The sequence below is a fragment of the uncultured Abiotrophia sp. genome (genome assembly GCF_963520105.1).
Classification (GTDB): Bacteria; Bacillota; Bacilli; order Lactobacillales; family Aerococcaceae; genus Abiotrophia.
In genome coordinates, this window is sequence record NZ_CAUQPN010000001.1 from 261,975 (window position 1) to 279,646 (window position 17,672).

Annotated in this window: 15 protein-coding genes; 14 read left to right on the forward strand and 1 reads right to left on the reverse strand. The window is 45.6% G+C overall.

Features of this window, described 5'->3' with window-relative positions; all coding sequences use genetic code 11:
- Positions 1–28: 28 nt before the first annotated feature.
- The 12 genes from RWO08_RS01215 to RWO08_RS01270 all read left to right on the forward strand — a co-directional run bounded on the left by RWO08_RS01215 (position 29) and on the right by RWO08_RS01270 (position 13,711).
- Positions 29–2,548, forward strand: a complete 2,520-nt coding sequence (locus RWO08_RS01215; RefSeq protein ID WP_314211063.1) for an ATP-dependent RecD-like DNA helicase — start codon at positions 29–31, stop codon at positions 2,546–2,548.
- Between the two features lie 137 nt (positions 2,549–2,685).
- Complete coding sequence (locus RWO08_RS01220; protein ID WP_035363867.1) at positions 2,686–3,288, forward strand: superoxide dismutase; 603 nt, start codon at positions 2,686–2,688, stop codon at positions 3,286–3,288.
- 225 nt (positions 3,289–3,513) lie between these two features.
- Positions 3,514–4,269: a DeoR/GlpR family DNA-binding transcription regulator gene (locus tag RWO08_RS01225; protein ID WP_303885795.1), complete on the forward strand. Its 756-nt coding sequence runs from the start codon at positions 3,514–3,516 to the stop codon at positions 4,267–4,269.
- Positions 4,270–4,448: 179 nt separating this feature from the next.
- Complete coding sequence (lacA, locus tag RWO08_RS01230; protein WP_303885796.1) at positions 4,449–4,874, forward strand: galactose-6-phosphate isomerase subunit LacA; 426 nt, start codon at positions 4,449–4,451, stop codon at positions 4,872–4,874.
- 15 nt (positions 4,875–4,889) lie between these two features.
- Entirely contained in the window at positions 4,890–5,405 is a 516-nt protein-coding gene (gene lacB, locus RWO08_RS01235) for a galactose-6-phosphate isomerase subunit LacB (protein WP_306486011.1), read from the forward strand.
- Positions 5,406–5,446: 41 nt separating this feature from the next.
- The gene (gene lacD, locus RWO08_RS01240; protein ID WP_314211064.1) at positions 5,447–6,424 is read left to right on the forward strand and encodes a tagatose-bisphosphate aldolase; all 978 of its coding nucleotides are present in this window, start codon (positions 5,447–5,449) and stop codon (positions 6,422–6,424) included.
- Positions 6,425–6,560: 136 nt separating this feature from the next.
- The gene (locus RWO08_RS01245; protein ID WP_291430521.1) at positions 6,561–6,875 is read left to right on the forward strand and encodes a PTS lactose/cellobiose transporter subunit IIA; all 315 of its coding nucleotides are present in this window, start codon (positions 6,561–6,563) and stop codon (positions 6,873–6,875) included.
- Positions 6,876–6,879: 4 nt separating this feature from the next.
- Positions 6,880–8,580, forward strand: coding sequence for a lactose-specific PTS transporter subunit EIIC (locus RWO08_RS01250; protein ID WP_314211065.1), 1,701 nt, complete (start codon positions 6,880–6,882; stop codon positions 8,578–8,580).
- A 12-nt stretch (positions 8,581–8,592) separates the two neighbouring features.
- Entirely contained in the window at positions 8,593–9,999 is a 1,407-nt protein-coding gene (gene lacG, locus RWO08_RS01255) for a 6-phospho-beta-galactosidase (RefSeq protein WP_306486014.1), read from the forward strand.
- 181 nt (positions 10,000–10,180) lie between these two features.
- Positions 10,181–11,302 (forward strand): DNA polymerase IV, encoded by a 1,122-nt coding sequence (gene dinB, locus RWO08_RS01260; RefSeq protein WP_070755346.1) that lies wholly within the window; start codon positions 10,181–10,183, stop codon positions 11,300–11,302.
- Between the two features lie 81 nt (positions 11,303–11,383).
- Positions 11,384–12,694, forward strand: coding sequence for a DRTGG domain-containing protein (locus tag RWO08_RS01265; RefSeq protein ID WP_314211066.1), 1,311 nt, complete (start codon positions 11,384–11,386; stop codon positions 12,692–12,694).
- A 30-nt stretch (positions 12,695–12,724) separates the two neighbouring features.
- Positions 12,725–13,711 carry a bifunctional oligoribonuclease/PAP phosphatase NrnA gene (locus RWO08_RS01270; RefSeq protein WP_314211067.1) on the forward strand — a complete coding sequence of 329 codons (987 nt, stop codon included), beginning with the start codon at positions 12,725–12,727 and terminating at the stop codon, positions 13,709–13,711.
- 231 nt (positions 13,712–13,942) lie between these two features.
- Here RWO08_RS01270 and zwf read toward each other — a convergent pair whose 3' ends face one another.
- Positions 13,943–15,376 (reverse strand): glucose-6-phosphate dehydrogenase, encoded by a 1,434-nt coding sequence (gene zwf, locus RWO08_RS01275; RefSeq protein ID WP_314211068.1) that lies wholly within the window; start codon positions 15,374–15,376, stop codon positions 13,943–13,945.
- A 203-nt stretch (positions 15,377–15,579) separates the two neighbouring features.
- Between zwf and RWO08_RS01280 the strand changes: the two genes are divergently transcribed.
- Positions 15,580–16,281, forward strand: a complete 702-nt coding sequence (locus tag RWO08_RS01280; RefSeq protein WP_314211069.1) for a TIGR02206 family membrane protein — start codon at positions 15,580–15,582, stop codon at positions 16,279–16,281.
- 209 nt (positions 16,282–16,490) lie between these two features.
- Positions 16,491–17,645, forward strand: a complete 1,155-nt coding sequence (locus RWO08_RS01285; RefSeq protein WP_314211070.1) for a molybdopterin-binding protein — start codon at positions 16,491–16,493, stop codon at positions 17,643–17,645.
- The last annotated feature ends 27 nt before the right edge of the window (positions 17,646–17,672 follow it).

Genomic DNA, 17,672 nt, shown 5'->3' on the forward strand with positions numbered 1-17,672 from the left:
TAACTAGAGTTAAGAAAGGAGGCCGCTTATGGCTGAGCAAATATGTTTGATTGGCGAAGTTGAATCGGTCTTCTTCGAAAACCCACAGAACCTTTATAAGGTGTTGCGGGTAAAGGTGTTAGAGTCGGACAGCGACCTAATAAGCGAGGACTATGTTACTTGTACGGGTCAATTTGCAGCCTTGCATTTAGATACAGCCTATGAATTCTTTGGCCAAGTGACCGTGCATCCGCGTTATGGCGAGCAATTTGCGGTTAGTCGCTACCAACAAGTAGCGCCAACCTCTGAGGCTGGCCTAGTAGAATTTCTTTCTAGTGCCCGCTTCACTGGGATTGGTAAAACTCTAGCCCAAAGGATTGTGGATCAGCTGGGATTGGAAGCCATTGATTTAATCTTGCAAGATCCTGACTGCCTCAAATCGGTCAAAGGCCTAACACCAGATAAACGCCAAGTGCTAGCCGAAACTCTGCGCCAACACCAAGGGACTGAACGCATCTTCTTGCAGTTAACAGAGTGGGGTTTTGGACCTAAGTTGGCGGATAAAATTTATCAGACCTTTAAAGATCAAACGCTGGCCACGATTGAGAACAATCCCTACGCCTTGGTAGCCAAGGTAGAAGGTGTTGGCTTCAATAAGGCTGATGCCTTGGCTGAGCAACTAGGTATTGAGGCTGACGCTGTCACACGTTTGGTGGCTGGTCTCTATACGGCCGTATCTGAAGTTTGCTTGCGGGCAGGGGACACCTATGTCCAGCGGCCACGCTTGCTGGCGCTTGCTACCAAGATTCTAGAACGTAGTCGGTCTTATCTGATTGAGGAAGAGCGCCTAGTAGAAGCTTTGGACTTGGCCATCTTGGAAGGGATGCTCTATTCCTTGGATCAAGGCATTATGTTGCCAAGTCTTTATCATGCCGAGATGGGAATTGTAGGTCGCATCAGCGACTTCTTCCAGTATGAAGAAGTGGAGACTTTCAGCAAGACAGAAATTGAAGACAAGCTGGATCAAGTAGCTCGTGAGACGGGAATCGACTATGATGAAACCCAACGCCAGGCCATGATCCTAGCCTTGCAATCGCCACTTTCAGTGATTACGGGTGGTCCAGGTACGGGGAAGACGACCTTGATACGTGGAATTTTGACGCTCCACCGCCTCTTGCATGGCTATCATCAGGGCGATGTTACCAATCCTTATCAGACTGGCCCCGTCTTGTTAGCCGCACCAACGGGGCGTGCAGCCAAGCGTATGCAGGAAATGACGGATATACCGGCTTCCACCATCCACCGGCTGATTGGTTTCAATCGTGAGACCACAGTGGAGGGCTTTGATCCGACGCCACTGGAAGGTCAGCTATTGGTAGTGGATGAAATGTCCATGGTGGATACCTGGTTGATGAATTGGCTCTGGATGGCCATTGGCTACCGAATTCAAGTTATTCTGGTAGGGGATAAGCATCAATTGCCTTCGGTCGGGCCAGGTAAAGTCTTTTCAGACTTGATTGAGTCTGGGGTAATTCCCACCATCAGTCTGACTAAAATCTATCGCCAAGCCCAAGATAGTTCCATCATTCAACTTGCCCATCAGATTCGCCAGGGGCGCCTACCGCAGAACCTAATGGAGAGACAGCCTGACCGTTCCTTTATTCCATGTAAAACCCAGCAAGTAGCTCAAGTGGTGGAACAGGTGGTGGGTCATGCCTTGACTAGGGGCTTTGATGCCAATACCTTGCAAGTTCTGGCGCCAATGTATAAGGGGCCTGCTGGTATTACAGCCCTAAACCAACTCTTGCAAGGACTCTTCAATCCGCCTAGCCGCAAGAAACCTCAACTAGAGTATTTTGACCAAATTTTTCGTCTGGGAGACAAGGTACTTCAGTTGGTCAACAATGCAGAGGAAGGCGTCTATAATGGGGACATCGGGAAAATCGTCGGTGTCTTCTCAGCGCAGGCGTCTAACAGCGGGAGCGAAGAGCTCGTGGTGGCCTTTGATGATGATAAGGAACTGACCTATCGACGGTCAGATTTTGACCAGTTGACTCTGGCCTACTGCTGTTCGGTCCACAAATCCCAGGGGAGTGAGTATCCGCTAGTTATTCTGCCTCTGGTCGATGCCTACTATCGCATGTTGCGTCAGGACTTGCTTTATACAGCGGTCACCCGAGCACAGGCAAGTTTGGTTTTGGTGGGGGACCCGGACGCTTATGTCCAAGCGGTTAGTCAGAATCGTGATCCACGCCGTACCAACCTGAAGGACCTGCTAGAAATTAAATTAGCTGGGCTGACGCAGGGAGAGAAGGTAGAGCAAGAGCTATCGTCAGGAGAGAGCCAAGTTTTAGGCCTAGATGCTGAAAAAGTTGAAGTTAGTGCAACAGACCAGGCCTCGCCTCAAGCTAGTCCTGCGACAAGTGTTTCGGTTGCGGTTCAATCAAGAGACTTGGCACCTAAGCAGCAAGAGTCCTTCCGCTTAAGTCAGGATTTGATCGACCAAATTGATCCCATGATTGGCATGGAGGGAATCAGCCCTTACGACTTTGAGAGTCAGCCTTGCTAAAGTCCTTTATTCTTAGCGAATAAGGGGCTTTTTTCATGCTTTGAGTTTGTGAAATAAACGCTACCAAGTGCAAAATAATTGTCTATTCTACTGAGCATGATATAATCTAGATATACTATATCCGAGGAGGAATGACCATGTCATTTACATTACCAGCCTTGCCATACGCCTATGATGCGCTTGAACCAGCTTTTGACGCGCGCACCATGGAAATTCACCACACCAAACACCACCAAACCTACGTTAACAACTTGAATGCAGCTTTAGAAGGCCATGCTGACTTGGCTGCTAAGTCTATCGAAGACTTAGTCGCTAACCTTAAGGATTTGCCTGAAAGCATCCAAACAGCGGTCCGCAACAATGGTGGGGGTCACTTCAACCACAGCTTTTTCTGGGAAAGCCTACAAGCACCAAGTGCAGAAGCAGCTATTCCTGCTGGTCTCAAGTCTCGCTTAGAAGCAGACTTTGGTTCTGTTGAAGCCTTCAAAGAAGCCTTTGCTAAGGCAGCAGCGACTCGCTTTGGTTCTGGTTGGGCTTGGCTCGTAGACCGTGACGGTCACTTAGAAGTCTTATCTACTGCTAACCAAGACACACCTTTAGAATTAGGGCTTAAGCCACTTTTAGGTTTAGATGTGTGGGAACATGCTTACTACCTCCACTATCAAAACCGTCGTCCAGACTATATCCAAGCCTTCTTCTCAGTAGTCAACTGGGATAAGGTAGCATCACGTTTGGGCTAATATTCGACTAGCGCATAGACAAGCTGAGACTTAGGTCTCAGCTTTTTTGTATTTAAGTTGAAAGTAGCGAAAAGTATGTCTAACTAGCTAGCAAACAAGTTGAGGGGAGTTTTAATATGATACATTTGTAGGTCAGTCAAACTCTTTAGCACATTCCAACATTAAGTGTTTGCTTTTCAAACATTTTAGGTTTATAATAAACATCTAAGGAGAAAGGAGTGCCCCATGAATAAGCAAGAACGTATGTTGGAAATTGTTCGTTTAGTCAATCTATCTGGGACAGTAATGGTCAATGATTTGATTGAAATCTTACAGGTATCAGATATGACAATTCGTAGAGACTTAGCTAGTCTAGAGCAAGAAGGTCAATTAACTCGGATTCATGGAGGCGCCAAAAGTAATAGCCGACTGTCTTTTAATGAACTGTCTCATGAAGAGAAACATCATCAAAATATGCAGGCCAAGCGCTTAGTAGCTCAGAAAGCTCTGCAACTCATTGAAGAAGGGGATAGTATTTTCTTAGGCCCTGGGACCTCTGTTGAAGTCTTAGCGGAGGAGATACACTGTCGGCGCCTACAAGTAGTAACCAATTGTTTGCCTATCTTCCATCTGCTATTTAAAAAACGGACGGATACCTTTAAAGTGATTCTCTTAGGCGGGGAGATGCGTGAACGAACCCAGGCCTTTGTTGGTGAGATGACCAATCATATGCTAGGAGAAATATACTTTAATAAGATGTTTTTCAGCGGCAATGGTGTAAAAAATGGTCGTGTACTGACTTCGGACTTCAATGAAGCACAAACACAACGTTTGGCGCTTGGACGTTCTAATGCCACTTATTTATTGATAGATGATTCCAAGTTGGGTAGGGAGGATTTTACTTCTATCTGTAATTTAAATAGTTTAACGAGTGTCATCACGGACTTGGATTCTGATAAGGTTCAGCAAGAAATCAAACCTTATACATCCGTTATTGTTTGATCAAATCTTTAGGTAGTCTCTGGCTACCTCTTTTTTTTGCATAAAAATGTTTGAAACGAACAAAATATGTGTTGACATCAAACTCATAAAGGTGTATATTATGTTTGTAGAGAACAATATCTGATCTCGACAAGGTTTGCAAACAAGAATTCGCTAGAGTGTAAAGGAGTAGATGAGAGATGGCAGTTGTACTAGGTGCTGACTTAGCTGGCACTGAGTTAAAAGATGTGGTAAAAGACTATCTAGTCGCTCAATCATTTGAGGTAATCGATGTTAGTCAAGAAGGACAAGACTTCGTTGATGTGACTTTAGCAGTGGTTGCAGAGGTCAACAAAGCAGAGGATAACTTAGGTATTGTGATTGATGCATACGGCGCAGGTCCATTCATGGTTGCCACTAAGGTCAAGGGAATGATTGCCGCCCAAGTATCGGATGAACGATCAGCCTACATGACACGTGGTCATAATAATTCACGGATTATCACGATGGGTGCAGAAATTGTAGGGCCTGAAGTGGCTAAGAACATTGCAAAGGGATTTGTTAACGGTCATTATGATGGTGGTCGTCATCAGATTCGAGTAGACATGCTGAATAAGATGTGCTAGAGAGGAGTATGGAACATGAAAATTGCGATTGGTTGCGATCACATCGTCACTGATATTAAGATAGCTGTCTCAGACTATCTTAAGTCTAAGGGTCATGAGGTTTTAGACTTTGGGACTTACGACTTCACTCGGACACACTATCCTATCTACGGTAAACGTGTTGGTGAGGCGGTTGTCAGTGGTCAAGCAGATTTAGGCGTCTGCATTTGCGGGACAGGTGTTGGGATTAATAACGCTGTTAATAAAGTTCCAGGTGTACGGAGTGCTTTGGTGCGGGACATGACAACAGCCTTATATGCCAAGGAAGAACTCAACGCAAATGTCATTGGTTTTGGGGGCAAGATTATTGGTGAGTTATTGATGTGTGACATCATTGATGCCTTTATCGCGGCAGAGTATCATGAAACACCAGAAAATAAGAAACTCATCGCCAAGATAGCAGCAGTTGAGTCAGCCAATAAAGATTATGCTGACCCTGATTTCTTCAAAGAATTCTTAGAAAAATGGGATCGCGGCGAATACCACGATTAATCTTAGTTAAGTAAAACAGACATAAAGAAAGGTGAATTTCAATGGTATTATCTGCAAATAAACAAGCTTTTATGGAGAAGTTAAGTGACCAAGAAGGCATTATTTCAGCCTTAGCTTTTGACCAACGTGGGGCTTTAAAACGCCTTATGGCCAAATTTCAGGAAGCTGAGCCTAGTGTTGAGCAGCTAGAAGAATTAAAAGTCCTAGTTGCCCAAGAGCTAACACCTTATGCTTCTTCTATGCTCTTAGATCCTGAGTATGGGCTAAAGGCTATTCCATCCTTGGCTAGTGGCACAGGCTTATTATTAGCTTATGAGAAGACAGGCTATGATACAACCTCAACCAAACGCCTCCCTGATTGCCTAGATGACTGGTCAGCTAAGAGCCTCAAGGAAGAGGGAGCAGATGCAGTCAAATTCTTACTCTATTACGATGTGGATGGGGATCCTGAAGTTAATCGCCAAAAGCAAGCTTATATTGAACGGATTGGCTCCGAGTGTCTAGGTGAAGATATTCCTTTCTTCTTAGAAATTCTAGCCTATGATGAAAAAATCACAGATGCGCAAAGCCCTGAATACGCTAAAGTGAAACCTCGCAAGGTCATTGAAGCAATGAAGGTATTTTCTGATGAGCGCTTCGCCATTGATGTTTTAAAGGTTGAAGTGCCAGTCAACATGGCTTATGTTGAAGGATTTGGTGACGGTCCAGTGCTATATTCCAAAGAAGAAGCAGCAGGTTATTTCTTGGAACAAGACCAAGCGACCAACTTACCTTATATCTTCCTCAGTGCCGGTGTCTCAGCGCAACTCTTTGTCGAAACTTTACGTTTTGCTAAAGCTTCAGGTTCTCGCTTTAACGGTGTTCTCTGTGGCCGAGCTACTTGGGCAGGCAGTGTTCAACCTTATATTGAAAATGGACCTGAAGCGGCTCGTGAGTGGCTAAGAAAAGAGGGTCATCGTAATATTGTTGAGCTTAATGAGGTGCTTAAAGAGACAGCCACCTCTTGGAAAAATCGCTAAATATATCTAAAGTTTGCTTGCCTCAAACTATTGGGGCAAGTGAACAAAGATAAACATAATTTGTCTGAATATTGCAAACCCTTACAATTAGTGTTACCATTAAAGAAAATATAGGATGTCTTTAGGAGGTATTATAATGAACAGAGAAGAAATTACCATGTTGGGTTTCGAAATTGTCGCATACGCTGGTGATGCACGTTCGAAATTGCTAGAGTCCCTAAATGCTGCACGGAGTGGAGATTTTGCCCGTGCTGAAAGCCTTATTGAAGAAGCCAATGAGTGTATTGTTGAGGCCCACCATGCCCAGACTAGCCTACTGGCCAAGGAAGCTGCTGGTGAAGATCTGGCCTTTAGTGTTACCCTAATGCATGGTCAAGACCACCTCATGACGACCCTGTTGTTGAAGGATATGATGCAACATATGCTAGAGCTCTATAAGAGAGGAGTATGATCGAATGAATGCGATTATTAATCAAATTGAAAAATGTAAACCCTTTTTTACCAAGTTATCACGCAACATTTATCTCCGCGCCATTCGTGATGGTTTCATAGCTGGGATGCCAGTTATCTTGTTCTCCAGTATTTTTATCTTAATTGCCTATGTACCGAATGCTTTTGGTTTCTTTTGGCCAAAAGAGATTGAAGATTTCTTAATGAAGCCTTATAACTTCTCCATGGGGATTTTGGCGATGCTAGTAGCCGGTACGACGGCTAAATCATTAACGGATTCCGTCAACCGCGATATGGAACGGACCAACCAAATTAACTATATGTCGACCCTCTTGGCTTCGATTATTGGATTACTCTTATTGGCAGCTGATCCACTTGAGAAGGGCTTTGGGAAAGGTTTCTTAGGCACTCAAGGCTTGCTAGCAGCTTTCCTTGCTGCCTTTGTAACAGTAGCCATCTACAAGGTCTGCGTGAAAAACAATGTTACCATTCGAATGCCTGAAGAGGTGCCACCTAACATTTCTCAAGTCTTCAAAGACGTTATTCCATTTACCTTGTCTGTAGTAACTCTCTATGCATTAGATATTGTAGTGCGCCATTTTAGTGGAATGAACGTAGCTGCGTCAATCGGTGCTTTATTCGCTCCACTATTTTCAGCAGCAGAAGGTTATGTTGGGATTACCATTATCTTTGGTGCCTACGCCTTCTTCTGGTTTGTTGGGATTCACGGCCCATCTATCGTTGAACCTGCTATTGCTGCCATTCTCTACGCTAATATCGATACTAACCTACAGTTGATGCAAGCAGGGCAGCATGCTGATAAAATCTTGACTTCTGGGACACAGATGTTCATCGTGACCTTCGGGGGAACTGGGGCAACTTTCATCGTGCCATTTATGTTCATGTGGCTCTGTAAGTCTAAACGCAACCGTGCTATTGGACGCGCTTCTGTTGTGCCAACCTTCTTTGGGGTTAATGAACCCATCTTATTTGGTGCTCCATTAGTCTTGAACCCTGTCTTCTTTGTTCCATTTATCTTAGCTCCAATCGTTAACGTATGGCTCTTCAAATTCTTCGTGGATACCTTAGGCATGAACAGTTTCTCTGCTACCTTGCCATGGACTACGCCAGGGCCTCTAGGGATTGTGCTTGGTACCAACCTACAAGTCTTAGCTTTCGTCTTAGCCTTTGTCTTGATTGTGGTGGACGGCCTTATCTACTACCCATTCCTCAAGGTCTATGACGAGCAGATTCTGGCCGAAGAAGCATCGGGTCAATCTTCTAATGACGATCTCAAGAGCAAAGTAGCAGCTAACTTTAATACTGCTAAGGCAGACGCAATTCTTGAAAAAGCTGGCGTTGACGCCAAGTCAGAAGTAACTATTACGGAACAAACCAATGTCTTGGTTCTCTGTGCCGGCGGTGGGACAAGTGGTCTTCTAGCCAATGCTTTGACCAAGGCAGCCAAAGAATATGGTGTACCTGTAACGGCGGCTGCTGGTAGCTATGGCGCTCACCGTGAGATCTTACCTGAGTACCAATTAGTTATCTTAGCACCTCAAGTGGCTTCTAACTATGAAGACATGAAAGCCGAAACTGATCGTCTTGGCATTAAGTTAGCTAAGACGGAAGGGGCACAATATATTAAATTAACGCGTGATGGGCAAGGAGCTCTAGATTTCGTAAAACAACAGTTTGAATCCTAGGAGGCGTTCTCTATGACCAAGACATTACCCAAAGACTTTATTTTCGGAGGAGCCACTGCCGCCTATCAGGCGGAGGGGGCTACCCATACTGATGGCAAGGGGCCAGTAGCATGGGATAAATACTTAGCAGACAATTATTGGTATACAGCTGAACCGGCAAGTGACTTCTACCATCAATACCCAGTTGACTTGAAACTGGCTGAGGAGTTTGGTGTCAATGGTATCAGAATTTCAATCGCCTGGTCACGTATTTTTCCAGAAGGTTATGGAAAGGTAAATCAAAAAGGGGTCGATTTCTATCATCGCCTCTTCCAAGAGTGCCATAAGCGACACGTTGAGCCTTTTGTAACTCTGCATCACTTTGATACCCCAGAAGCATTACACTCAAAAGGGGACTTCCTTAACCGAGAGACCATTCAGCACTTTGTTGATTATGCGGCATTTTGCTTTAAGGAATTCTCAGAGGTTCGTTATTGGACAACCTTTAATGAGATTGGGCCAATCGGTGATGGTCAGTACTTGGTGGGTAAATTCCCTCCGGGTATTCAATATGACTTCGAGAAGGTCTTCCAATCACATCACAATATGATGGTGGCTCACGCCAAGGCAGTTAGCCTCTACAAGCAGTTAGGCTACCCCGGTGAGATTGGTGTGGTACACGCCTTGCCAACGAAGTATCCTTATAATCCTGAAAATCCTGGGGATGTTCGAGCTGCTGAGCTTGAGGATATCATCCATAATAAATTTATCTTGGATGCTACTTACTTAGGGCATTATTCGGAAGCAACTATGAATGGCGTTCACCACATTCTAGCCGTCAATGGTGGTCAGTTGGATCTCAGGGAAGAAGATTTCGAGTGTCTGGAGGCAGCAAAAGACCTCAACGATTTCCTGGGCATTAACTATTACATGAGTGACTGGATGCGTGAATTTGAGGGAGAAACTGAGATTACCCACAACTCTAAGGGCGATAAAGGTGGCTCTAAATACCAAATTAAGGGTGTCGGCCGTCGTGAGTTTGATGTCGATGTTCCGCGAACCGATTGGGATTGGATGATTTATCCAAAAGGCCTCTACGATCAAATCATGCGAGTTGTAAAAGATTATCCTAACTATAAGAAAATCTATATTACCGAGAATGGTTTAGGCTATAAAGATGAATTCGTGGATGAGACGGTCTATGATGATGCGCGTATTGACTATGTCAAACAGCATCTGTCAGTCTTAGCTGATGCCATTCAAGATGGGGCCAATGTCAAGGGCTACTTCATTTGGTCTTTAATGGATGTCTTCTCCTGGTCTAATGGTTATGAGAAACGCTATGGCCTATTCTATGTAGATTTCGAAACGCAGAAACGCTATCCTAAGAAGAGTGCTTACTGGTATCGCGACCTGGCACAGACTTTAGAAATTAAATAGAGAATTTAAATAATTCTTGTTGAGCACGCACCAGACATTTCATGGATGTCTGGTGCGTGCTCTTTAATTGAGAATGAAAACGTGGTGATTCAACTTTTTTCAAAAGGACCTCACCACTTGAAAACACGAACAAATTTTCGTATACTAGAGGAGAAGTATGACAGGGGAGAGGAGGGGCATCATGCGCTATGGGATTTTAGAGTTTAAGGATCCGGTGCCGGACACATCACGTAAGATACTGCATGTGGATATGGATGCCTTCTATGCCAATGTCGAGGCGCGGGATAATCCAGCAATTGCTCACAAACCTATTGTGATTGCCAAGCATCCTAAGTTAACCGGTGGTCGGGGCATCGTCTCTACTTGCAACTATAAGGCGCGCGAATATGGTATTCATTCGGCCATGACGGCGGCTGAAGCCTTCAAACGCTGTCCCCATGCGGTCTTTATCGCGGGAGATTGGTCCCACTATCAGGAAGTGTCTCAGCAGATTCGGGCAATTTTTGCCCAGTACACGGATTTGATTGAACCCATGTCCCTGGATGAGGCCTACTTGGATGTGACTCATAATAAGCTAGGCATTCAAAGTGCGACCTACTTAGCCCAGCGTATTCAGGCCCAGATTAAGGCAGAACTCAACCTAACCTGTTCGATTGGGGTGTCCTATAACAAGTTCCTGGCCAAAATCGCCTCTGACTACCGTAAGCCCTTTGGCATTACGGTGGTGACACCTGATCAAGCCTTGGAATTTTTAGATGACCTACCCATTGATAAGTTCTATGGGGTGGGGCGACAGTCGGTGCCTTATTTTCACCAGAGGGGGATTATGACAGGGGCGGATTTGCGAGCAATTGAATTAGAAGACCTGATTGAACATTTTGGTAAAATGGGCAAATCTCTCTACTACAAGGTGCGGGGGGTCCATGATGCGCCGGTCCAGCCCCATCGTGAGCGCAAGTCCATTGGTAAAGAAACTACCTTCATTCAGTTTCTAGCGGAAGAAGAGGGGGTTCTAGATGCCTTAACCCAGCTGACTAAGCGGGTGGTGGCAATCTTAAAGGCCAAGAATTTCCACGCCCAGACCGTAACGCTTAAGATTCGCTATGATGATTTCGAGACCTTAACGCGTCAACTATCCTTGGGCTCTCCTAGCCAAGATGTGGAGGTGATTAGCCAAGCGGTGCAGGAACTCTGGGAGCTGCACGGTCATTTGCATAAGACTGTCCGCCTACTAGGTGTCTCAACGGCTGGGCTAATCCAGCTCGATAAGGTCAATACACAATTATCTTTTGAAAAAATGTAAAACAGGTCTGTTACTTTTTAAAATAACTGTTATAATATGAAGTATAACAGTTATTTTTGTGTCTAAAGAGAAGGTGACGATATGGCAACCAAACATGATCTGATTATCCAATACATTGAATCCCTCCCCATCGGGGATAAAATCTCGGTTCGAGGGATTGCCAAGCATCTCAAGATGAGTGAAGGGACGGCCTACCGGGCTATTAAGGACGCCGAAGTACTAGGGATTGTCTCGACCATTGAGCGGGTTGGGACTATCCGCATTGAGAAGAAGCAAAAGTATTCGCCGGAAATGTTAACCTTTGGTGAAGTGGTGCAGATTATTGAAGGGGAGGTCCAAGGTGGCAGCCAAGGACTGACCCAACACCTGTCTAAATTCATCATTGGGGCCATGACCAAGGACGCCATGGAGCGTTACTTTACCGATGATTCCCTGATTATTGTGGGGAACCGGGAAGATGTCCAACTCTTTGCCCTGGAAAAGGGCGTGGCGGTGCTCATTACCGGGGGCTTTAAGGCCAGTGACCAGGTCATTAGTTTGGCCAATGAACGTAATTTGCCAGTGATTTCCACCACCTTCGACACCTTTACGGTAGCGACCATCATCAACCGGTCCATGGCGGATCAGATGATTAAGAAGGAAATCATGACCATTCGGGATATCTACACACCGCTATCCCAGGTGCCACTTCTAGCGCCAAGTGATTCGGTAGCTGACTTCAATCGCTTGATGGAAGAAACGGGCCAGAAACGTTTCCCTGTCTGCTATAACCAACGTTTGATTGGGGTGGTGGCCGCTAAGGATGTCCAAGGTAAGCAAGAGTCCATTCAGTTGGAGCGGGTCATGACCAAGAATCCGGTGACTGTTAAGACGCATATGTCGGTGGCCAGTGTCTCGCATAAGATGATTTGGCAGGATATCGAGATGATTCCGGTGGTAGAAGATAATCTTCAACTGCTTGGGGTGGTGACGCGTGAGGAAGTCTCCAAGGCCATTCAAGTGGTCCAACAGCAACCGCAAATGGTGCATACCTTTGAAGAAGACATTACGGCCCAGTTAGAAGAGGCCAGTGAAGTCACGGACTATGATTTCCAAGCCTTCGTACAACCTCAGATGATTGGCAACTTTGGGACGATTTCCTATGGGGTTCTGACTGAACTGATTGCCCAAGTGACGGATCGCAAGGTCTTTGAGTTGACACATCTCAACAGTGTTATCGAGAAGATTGACCTTCATTATTTCAACCTCATCCAAATCGGCAATGAAATTCAATTTAAGGGTCATGTCTTCAACCACAACCGTCGGGCGGCCCTAACCCAGGTGGATGTTTTCCACGAGAATAGTCTGGTGGCCAAGGCCATTATTACCAGCCAAATGATTGAACGTAACTAAGTTTAGCGAGTAAGGAAGTAGGAAACTACTATGTATATTGAACATCACGAGGCACAAGCCCTCATCCAATTAATTCAAGCAGCCCAAACCATTATCATTCACCGCCATGTGAGGCCTGATCCGGATGCCATCGGCTCCCAATTAGGACTCAAGTCGCTGATTGAATCGACTTTCCCTGACAAACGCGTTTTAGCAGCCGGCACGACGACTCAAGGGCTCAAGTGGATTGGCTCCATGGACAAGGTGACAGCCGCCGACTACCAAGACGCTTTGGTTATTGTCTGTGATACTGCCAACCAACCCCGGATTGACGGAGATCATTATGACAAGGGTGCGACTTTAGTCAAAATTGACCACCATCCTCCGGTTGATGACTACGGGCAACTTCAAATTGTCCACCCCATTGCCAGTTCTACCTGCGAAATCATTGCTGAAATCAGTCGCCACCTAGGTGACCAGCTACCTATGCATGATCAGGCCGCGCGCCTACTCTATACTGGTATGGTGTCTGATACGGCTCGCTTCCTCTATGAGTCAACCACCTCACGGACCTTGGAAGTCGCCGCTTGGCTTAAACAATATGACTTCTCATCCTTTGAGATTAGTGACCGTTTTATGCGATTGAGTTTTGAAGAAGCCAAATTCCAAGGACATATCTATGAGACCATGTCCATTAATGAAGCAGGTATCGCCTGGGTGACTATTAGCCAAGAAGACATTAAGGCTTTTGGTATTAGTGAAGAACAAACTCAGATTGCGGTGACCTTGCCGGGTCGTATCGAAGGCGTCATGTCTTGGGTCATTTTCGTTCAACAAGAAGGCAATGGCGACCACTATCGTTGCCGTATTCGTTCCAAAGGGCCTGTCATCAACGGGATTGCAGCCAATCACGATGGCGGTGGCCATCCCATGGCTAGTGGCGCTAATGCCCACAGTTTAGCTGAGCGACAAGCCATTGTGGAAGAGTTAACGCAAGCTGTTCTAGCATATCGCCAAGAGATTGAGCAAGAAGTTTAACATGATGAAGAAAACCCATTATATCATATATGATATAATGGGTTATTTGTGTCTGAAAATGGAGCCAGTGGTCCACTCGACGGAGTGGACCACTGGCGCGTCAAGAAAGTAGCCGATTGCCTCAAAAACGCCACAAAACCCCAGAGCCAGTGGACCACTTTTCAGAGTAGACCACTGGCTCAAAGACAGCAAAAAAGAGTTTAGGCTCAAGTCCTAAACTCTTTTTCTATCTTATTTAAGGAGCCATTCAAAGCCGTCGCGGGCTAAGAGGTCATCGGCTTCTTGAGGGCCATGACTGCCAGCTGGATACTGGGCTAGTGGTGTCTCAGTATCGGCAGTCCAATAGGCTTGAATATTATCCAAGAATTTCCAGGCAGCAGCTACTTCACACCATTGAGTAAAGTGTTCGCGATCACCTTGACTAGCTTCGAAAATTAAGCGGGCGTAGTCATCTGGACTTTCTGCCAATTCTTCTGAATTGTAGCGGAAGCTAAGTGGCACGCGATGGCTATCCTGGCTGTAGCCAATGGCTTTGGTGTTGAGCCAGAGGGTATAGCCCAGGTCAGGAGCGATTTCAATGCGGAGATGGTCGCCTTCCAAGCCGTCTTGAGTCGGACGATAAAGGACATCCACCATGGTCGCCTTCTGATTGAGGCGCTTGCCGGTCCTTAGATAGAAAGGAACACCTTCCCATTCTGGTAAGTCGAGCGTCACTTTGGCTGCAAAATAAGTCTCCGTACGGGAAGCAGAATCGACGCCGTCTTCTTCTAGATAGCCCTTGAGGTCGCCTTGAGCGCTGTATTGGCCACGAACTACACAAGCTTGGCATTCTTGAGCGTCAGCGTAGTGATGTAGGTTGGCTAGGCTACGATATTTAGCTGCCTGAATATCTGCTGTTTGGTTGGAGGCAGGTTCTGCCATGGTCAGCAGGGCGAGTAGTTGGAGCATGTGGTTTTGAACCATATCGCGGCTAGCGCCAGAATGATCATAGTAGCCCGCTCGTTCTTCAACCCCTACCATTTCAGGCAGGGAAATTTGGATGCTGGCAATATGATCCTTATTCCACGTATGACGGAAAAGTTGGTTATGGAAACGCAAGTGGTAGAGGGCTTGAACCAGTTCTTTACCCAGATAGTGGTCAATACGGTAGATTTGCGATTCATCGAAGGCTACATTGAGTTTGTCTTGCAATTCTTGGGCAGAAGCTAAGTCGTGCCCGAATGGTTTTTCGATAATGAGGCGGTTAAAGCCTGATGCCAAAAGACCTTGCGATTTAATATGCTCAGCAATAATAGGGAAGAAGGTGGGGGACATGGACAGGTAGAAGAGGCGATTACCTTGGGTTTGGTAAGTAGCATCGAGCCGGTCCGCCAATTGCTTGAGCTGGTCATAGTGTTCGGTATTTTGAACATCATGGGATAGGTAATAGAAGTGGGAGGCGAATTCCTGAACGTGGTCAGGGCTAAGCGCCTGAGCGCCTACACTGTCTATAATGACTTGACGGAAATGCTCATCAGACCATGGACGACGGGCAGTCCCAATCAGAGCAAAATTCTGAGATAGACGGCCACTGCGATAGAGTTGGTAAATAGCAGGGTAGAGCTTGCGGAAAGCCAAGTCACCCGTTGCCCCAAAGAGGGTTAAAAGGATAGGTTGTTCTTTCATGGGATACCTCCAATTCATTCACTTGTATTATAACCTATCAGTCCTAGATTAGACAATGTAGGTGCTTGGAACAAGCAACTTTTTTGTGGCAAAGTTCCTCTTGCGAGAAAAGGGTGGACTGGGTATAATAAAGGAACACATGGCACAGAGACCTGTGACATTATATGATTAGCAAAATCATGTTATAAGGAGGCCTTTCGCCTATGAAAGATTTTTTGACAACTACTCAGTCTGCGCCACCTGCCATTTCCTTTGGCTGGTTCTTGGTCATTGTCGGACTTTTGGTCGTGCTCGGTTGGACTAGCTTACGAAAATATGGCGATCCTGCCTATGTTAAGACCTTCCGAATTATGCAAATTATCCAGTTGACTGTTCTCTATACTTGGTATGTGGTTTATTCCCTGCCTATATCAAATAGTTTGCCACTTTATCATTGTCGTCTAGCAATGTTTGCCCTGGTTCTATGGCCAGGCAAATCGCGTTTCAAGCAATACTTCGCCTTGCTAGGGGCTAGTGGTGCCTTCTTCGCCTTGGTCTATCCGGTTTTCGATCCCTATGATTTCCCGCATGTTACCAGTTTTTCTTTCTTAGTGGGACACTACGCCTTGTGGGTCAATGCCCTTATCTACCTCTTCAAAAATTATCAACCTAATCTACTCAAGCGCTGGCAATTGGCAGTTATCACTTTGGCGATTAATGCCGGTTTAGTGCTGGTTAATATACTGACAGGTGGCAATTATGGCTTGCTCAGTGAACCACCTTTTATAACGGGTAGCCCACTCTGGGTGATTTATTTAGCAGTCAGCTTGGTCTTAATTGTGGCCCTACTTGTAGCAGACTTCCTAGTGGCCAACTGGAAGGCCAAGCAAGCCTTAAGACCTCAGGAAATTTATCTTGAAAACTAAGTTTCAAGCACCTAGTTCGCTAGGTGCTTTTTATATGGCTTTAGAAGTGGTTGATTGGCTTACTTATAAAATATGTATAAAGCCTTAAACCTTAAGCAATCCTACTAGCCTAAGGCTTTAGGGATAGGCTATAATAAAAGAAGTGAAAAAGGCCTGCAAAAAAAATGCGACAGCTAGGCTTTTGGTCTATATATATAAGGAGGGGTATGATGAGGGCAGAACTTATTTCAGTTGGAACAGAACTTTTAATGGGTTATGTGGTCAACAGTAATGCGAGTGATATTGCTAAGCAATTATTAGCTATTGGTATTGGTACCTATTATCAGCAGACAGTAGGAGACAACTGGGAACGTATGACCCAGGCCTTAGCGCTAGCGCATTCGCGTTCAGATCTAGTCATTTTAACTGGTGGTTTGGGTCCCACTCATGACGATATTACCAAGCAAGTGGTGGCGGCCTTTGTTGGGACAACCTTGGAAGAGGATCCGCGCCAACTGGCTAAGTTAAACCAGCATTTAGCTCATGAGGGGCGGGAATGTGTGCCAATTGACTTGCTGCAGGTTCTTACTTTGAAAGGGGGCAAGGCCCTGTGGAATGCCTATGGCTTAGCATGTGGTTCTGTCTACCAACATGAAGGGGTGACCTACATTCTCTTGCCTGGTCCTCCTTATGAGATGAATCAAATGCTCAAGCAAGAAGTCCTACCGGATTTAGCTAAACAGTTAGGTAAGCAAGAGGCCATGGAGTCACTCTATCTTAATTTCTTTGGTATTGGGGAATCCAAACTAGCCCAAATTTTGGCCCAACCAATTGCAGAGCAAAGCAATCCTACCCTAGGTCTCTATGCCAAGCCACGTCATATCGCGGTGCGTTTGACAGCCAATGCTGCGACCTCTCAAGAAGCTCATGCTCTTAACCAGGCCTTGGCTCAGGAGCTTATTACCCTGGCTGGCGATTATTATATGGGGCAGGGAGAAGACTTTGATTTCGCGGGTTATGTTTTAGGTAAAATGGCAGAAGGAGGTCAGCGATTAGTAAGTTTAGAGGGCTTTACCTATGGTCAACTAGCTAGCCGTTTACGTCAACAAGATCCTGAGGCGTCGGTTTATCAGCGAGGCTTTATTCAAGAAGTGACAGAAGCAAACTTAGAAGCGAGTTTAGCCTCTCTTGGCCAGGGCATCGAACAAGGCACTTTCTGCTTGGTCAACTATTCGTTAGATCAAGATCAGGCAATGCTGCTTTTAGTTACACCGTCAGGCCAACGCCTAGAGCGACCGGTTTACCTAGGCCAGCGACCTTACGAGGTTCAGGCTAGCATTGTCGTCTATGAAGCTTTAAGCCTTTTACATAAGCATTTAAGCTAAAATAAAAGAATCAGAACAAATGTTCTT

What these genes read in the sequence shown, in the direction of transcription:
- RWO08_RS01250 (WP_314211065.1), top strand. Translation starts at nt 6,880, where the DNA reads ATGAATGCGATTATTAATCAAATTGAAAAATGTAAACCCTTTTTTACC.
- RWO08_RS01285 (WP_314211070.1), top strand. Translation starts at nt 16,491, where the DNA reads ATGAGGGCAGAACTTATTTCAGTTGGAACAGAACTTTTAATGGGTTAT.
- RWO08_RS01280 (WP_314211069.1), top strand. Translation starts at nt 15,580, where the DNA reads ATGAAAGATTTTTTGACAACTACTCAGTCTGCGCCACCTGCCATTTCC.
- dinB (WP_070755346.1), top strand. Translation starts at nt 10,181, where the DNA reads ATGCGCTATGGGATTTTAGAGTTTAAGGATCCGGTGCCGGACACATCA.
- lacG (WP_306486014.1), top strand. Translation starts at nt 8,593, where the DNA reads ATGACCAAGACATTACCCAAAGACTTTATTTTCGGAGGAGCCACTGCC.
- RWO08_RS01245 (WP_291430521.1), top strand. Translation starts at nt 6,561, where the DNA reads ATGAACAGAGAAGAAATTACCATGTTGGGTTTCGAAATTGTCGCATAC.
- zwf (WP_314211068.1), bottom strand. Translation starts at nt 15,376, where the DNA reads ATGAAAGAACAACCTATCCTTTTAACCCTCTTTGGGGCAACGGGTGAC.
- lacB (WP_306486011.1), top strand. Translation starts at nt 4,890, where the DNA reads ATGAAAATTGCGATTGGTTGCGATCACATCGTCACTGATATTAAGATA.
- RWO08_RS01220 (WP_035363867.1), top strand. Translation starts at nt 2,686, where the DNA reads ATGTCATTTACATTACCAGCCTTGCCATACGCCTATGATGCGCTTGAA.
- RWO08_RS01215 (WP_314211063.1), top strand. Translation starts at nt 29, where the DNA reads ATGGCTGAGCAAATATGTTTGATTGGCGAAGTTGAATCGGTCTTCTTC.
- RWO08_RS01270 (WP_314211067.1), top strand. Translation starts at nt 12,725, where the DNA reads ATGTATATTGAACATCACGAGGCACAAGCCCTCATCCAATTAATTCAA.
- lacA (WP_303885796.1), top strand. Translation starts at nt 4,449, where the DNA reads ATGGCAGTTGTACTAGGTGCTGACTTAGCTGGCACTGAGTTAAAAGAT.
- RWO08_RS01225 (WP_303885795.1), top strand. Translation starts at nt 3,514, where the DNA reads ATGAATAAGCAAGAACGTATGTTGGAAATTGTTCGTTTAGTCAATCTA.
- RWO08_RS01265 (WP_314211066.1), top strand. Translation starts at nt 11,384, where the DNA reads ATGGCAACCAAACATGATCTGATTATCCAATACATTGAATCCCTCCCC.
- lacD (WP_314211064.1), top strand. Translation starts at nt 5,447, where the DNA reads ATGGTATTATCTGCAAATAAACAAGCTTTTATGGAGAAGTTAAGTGAC.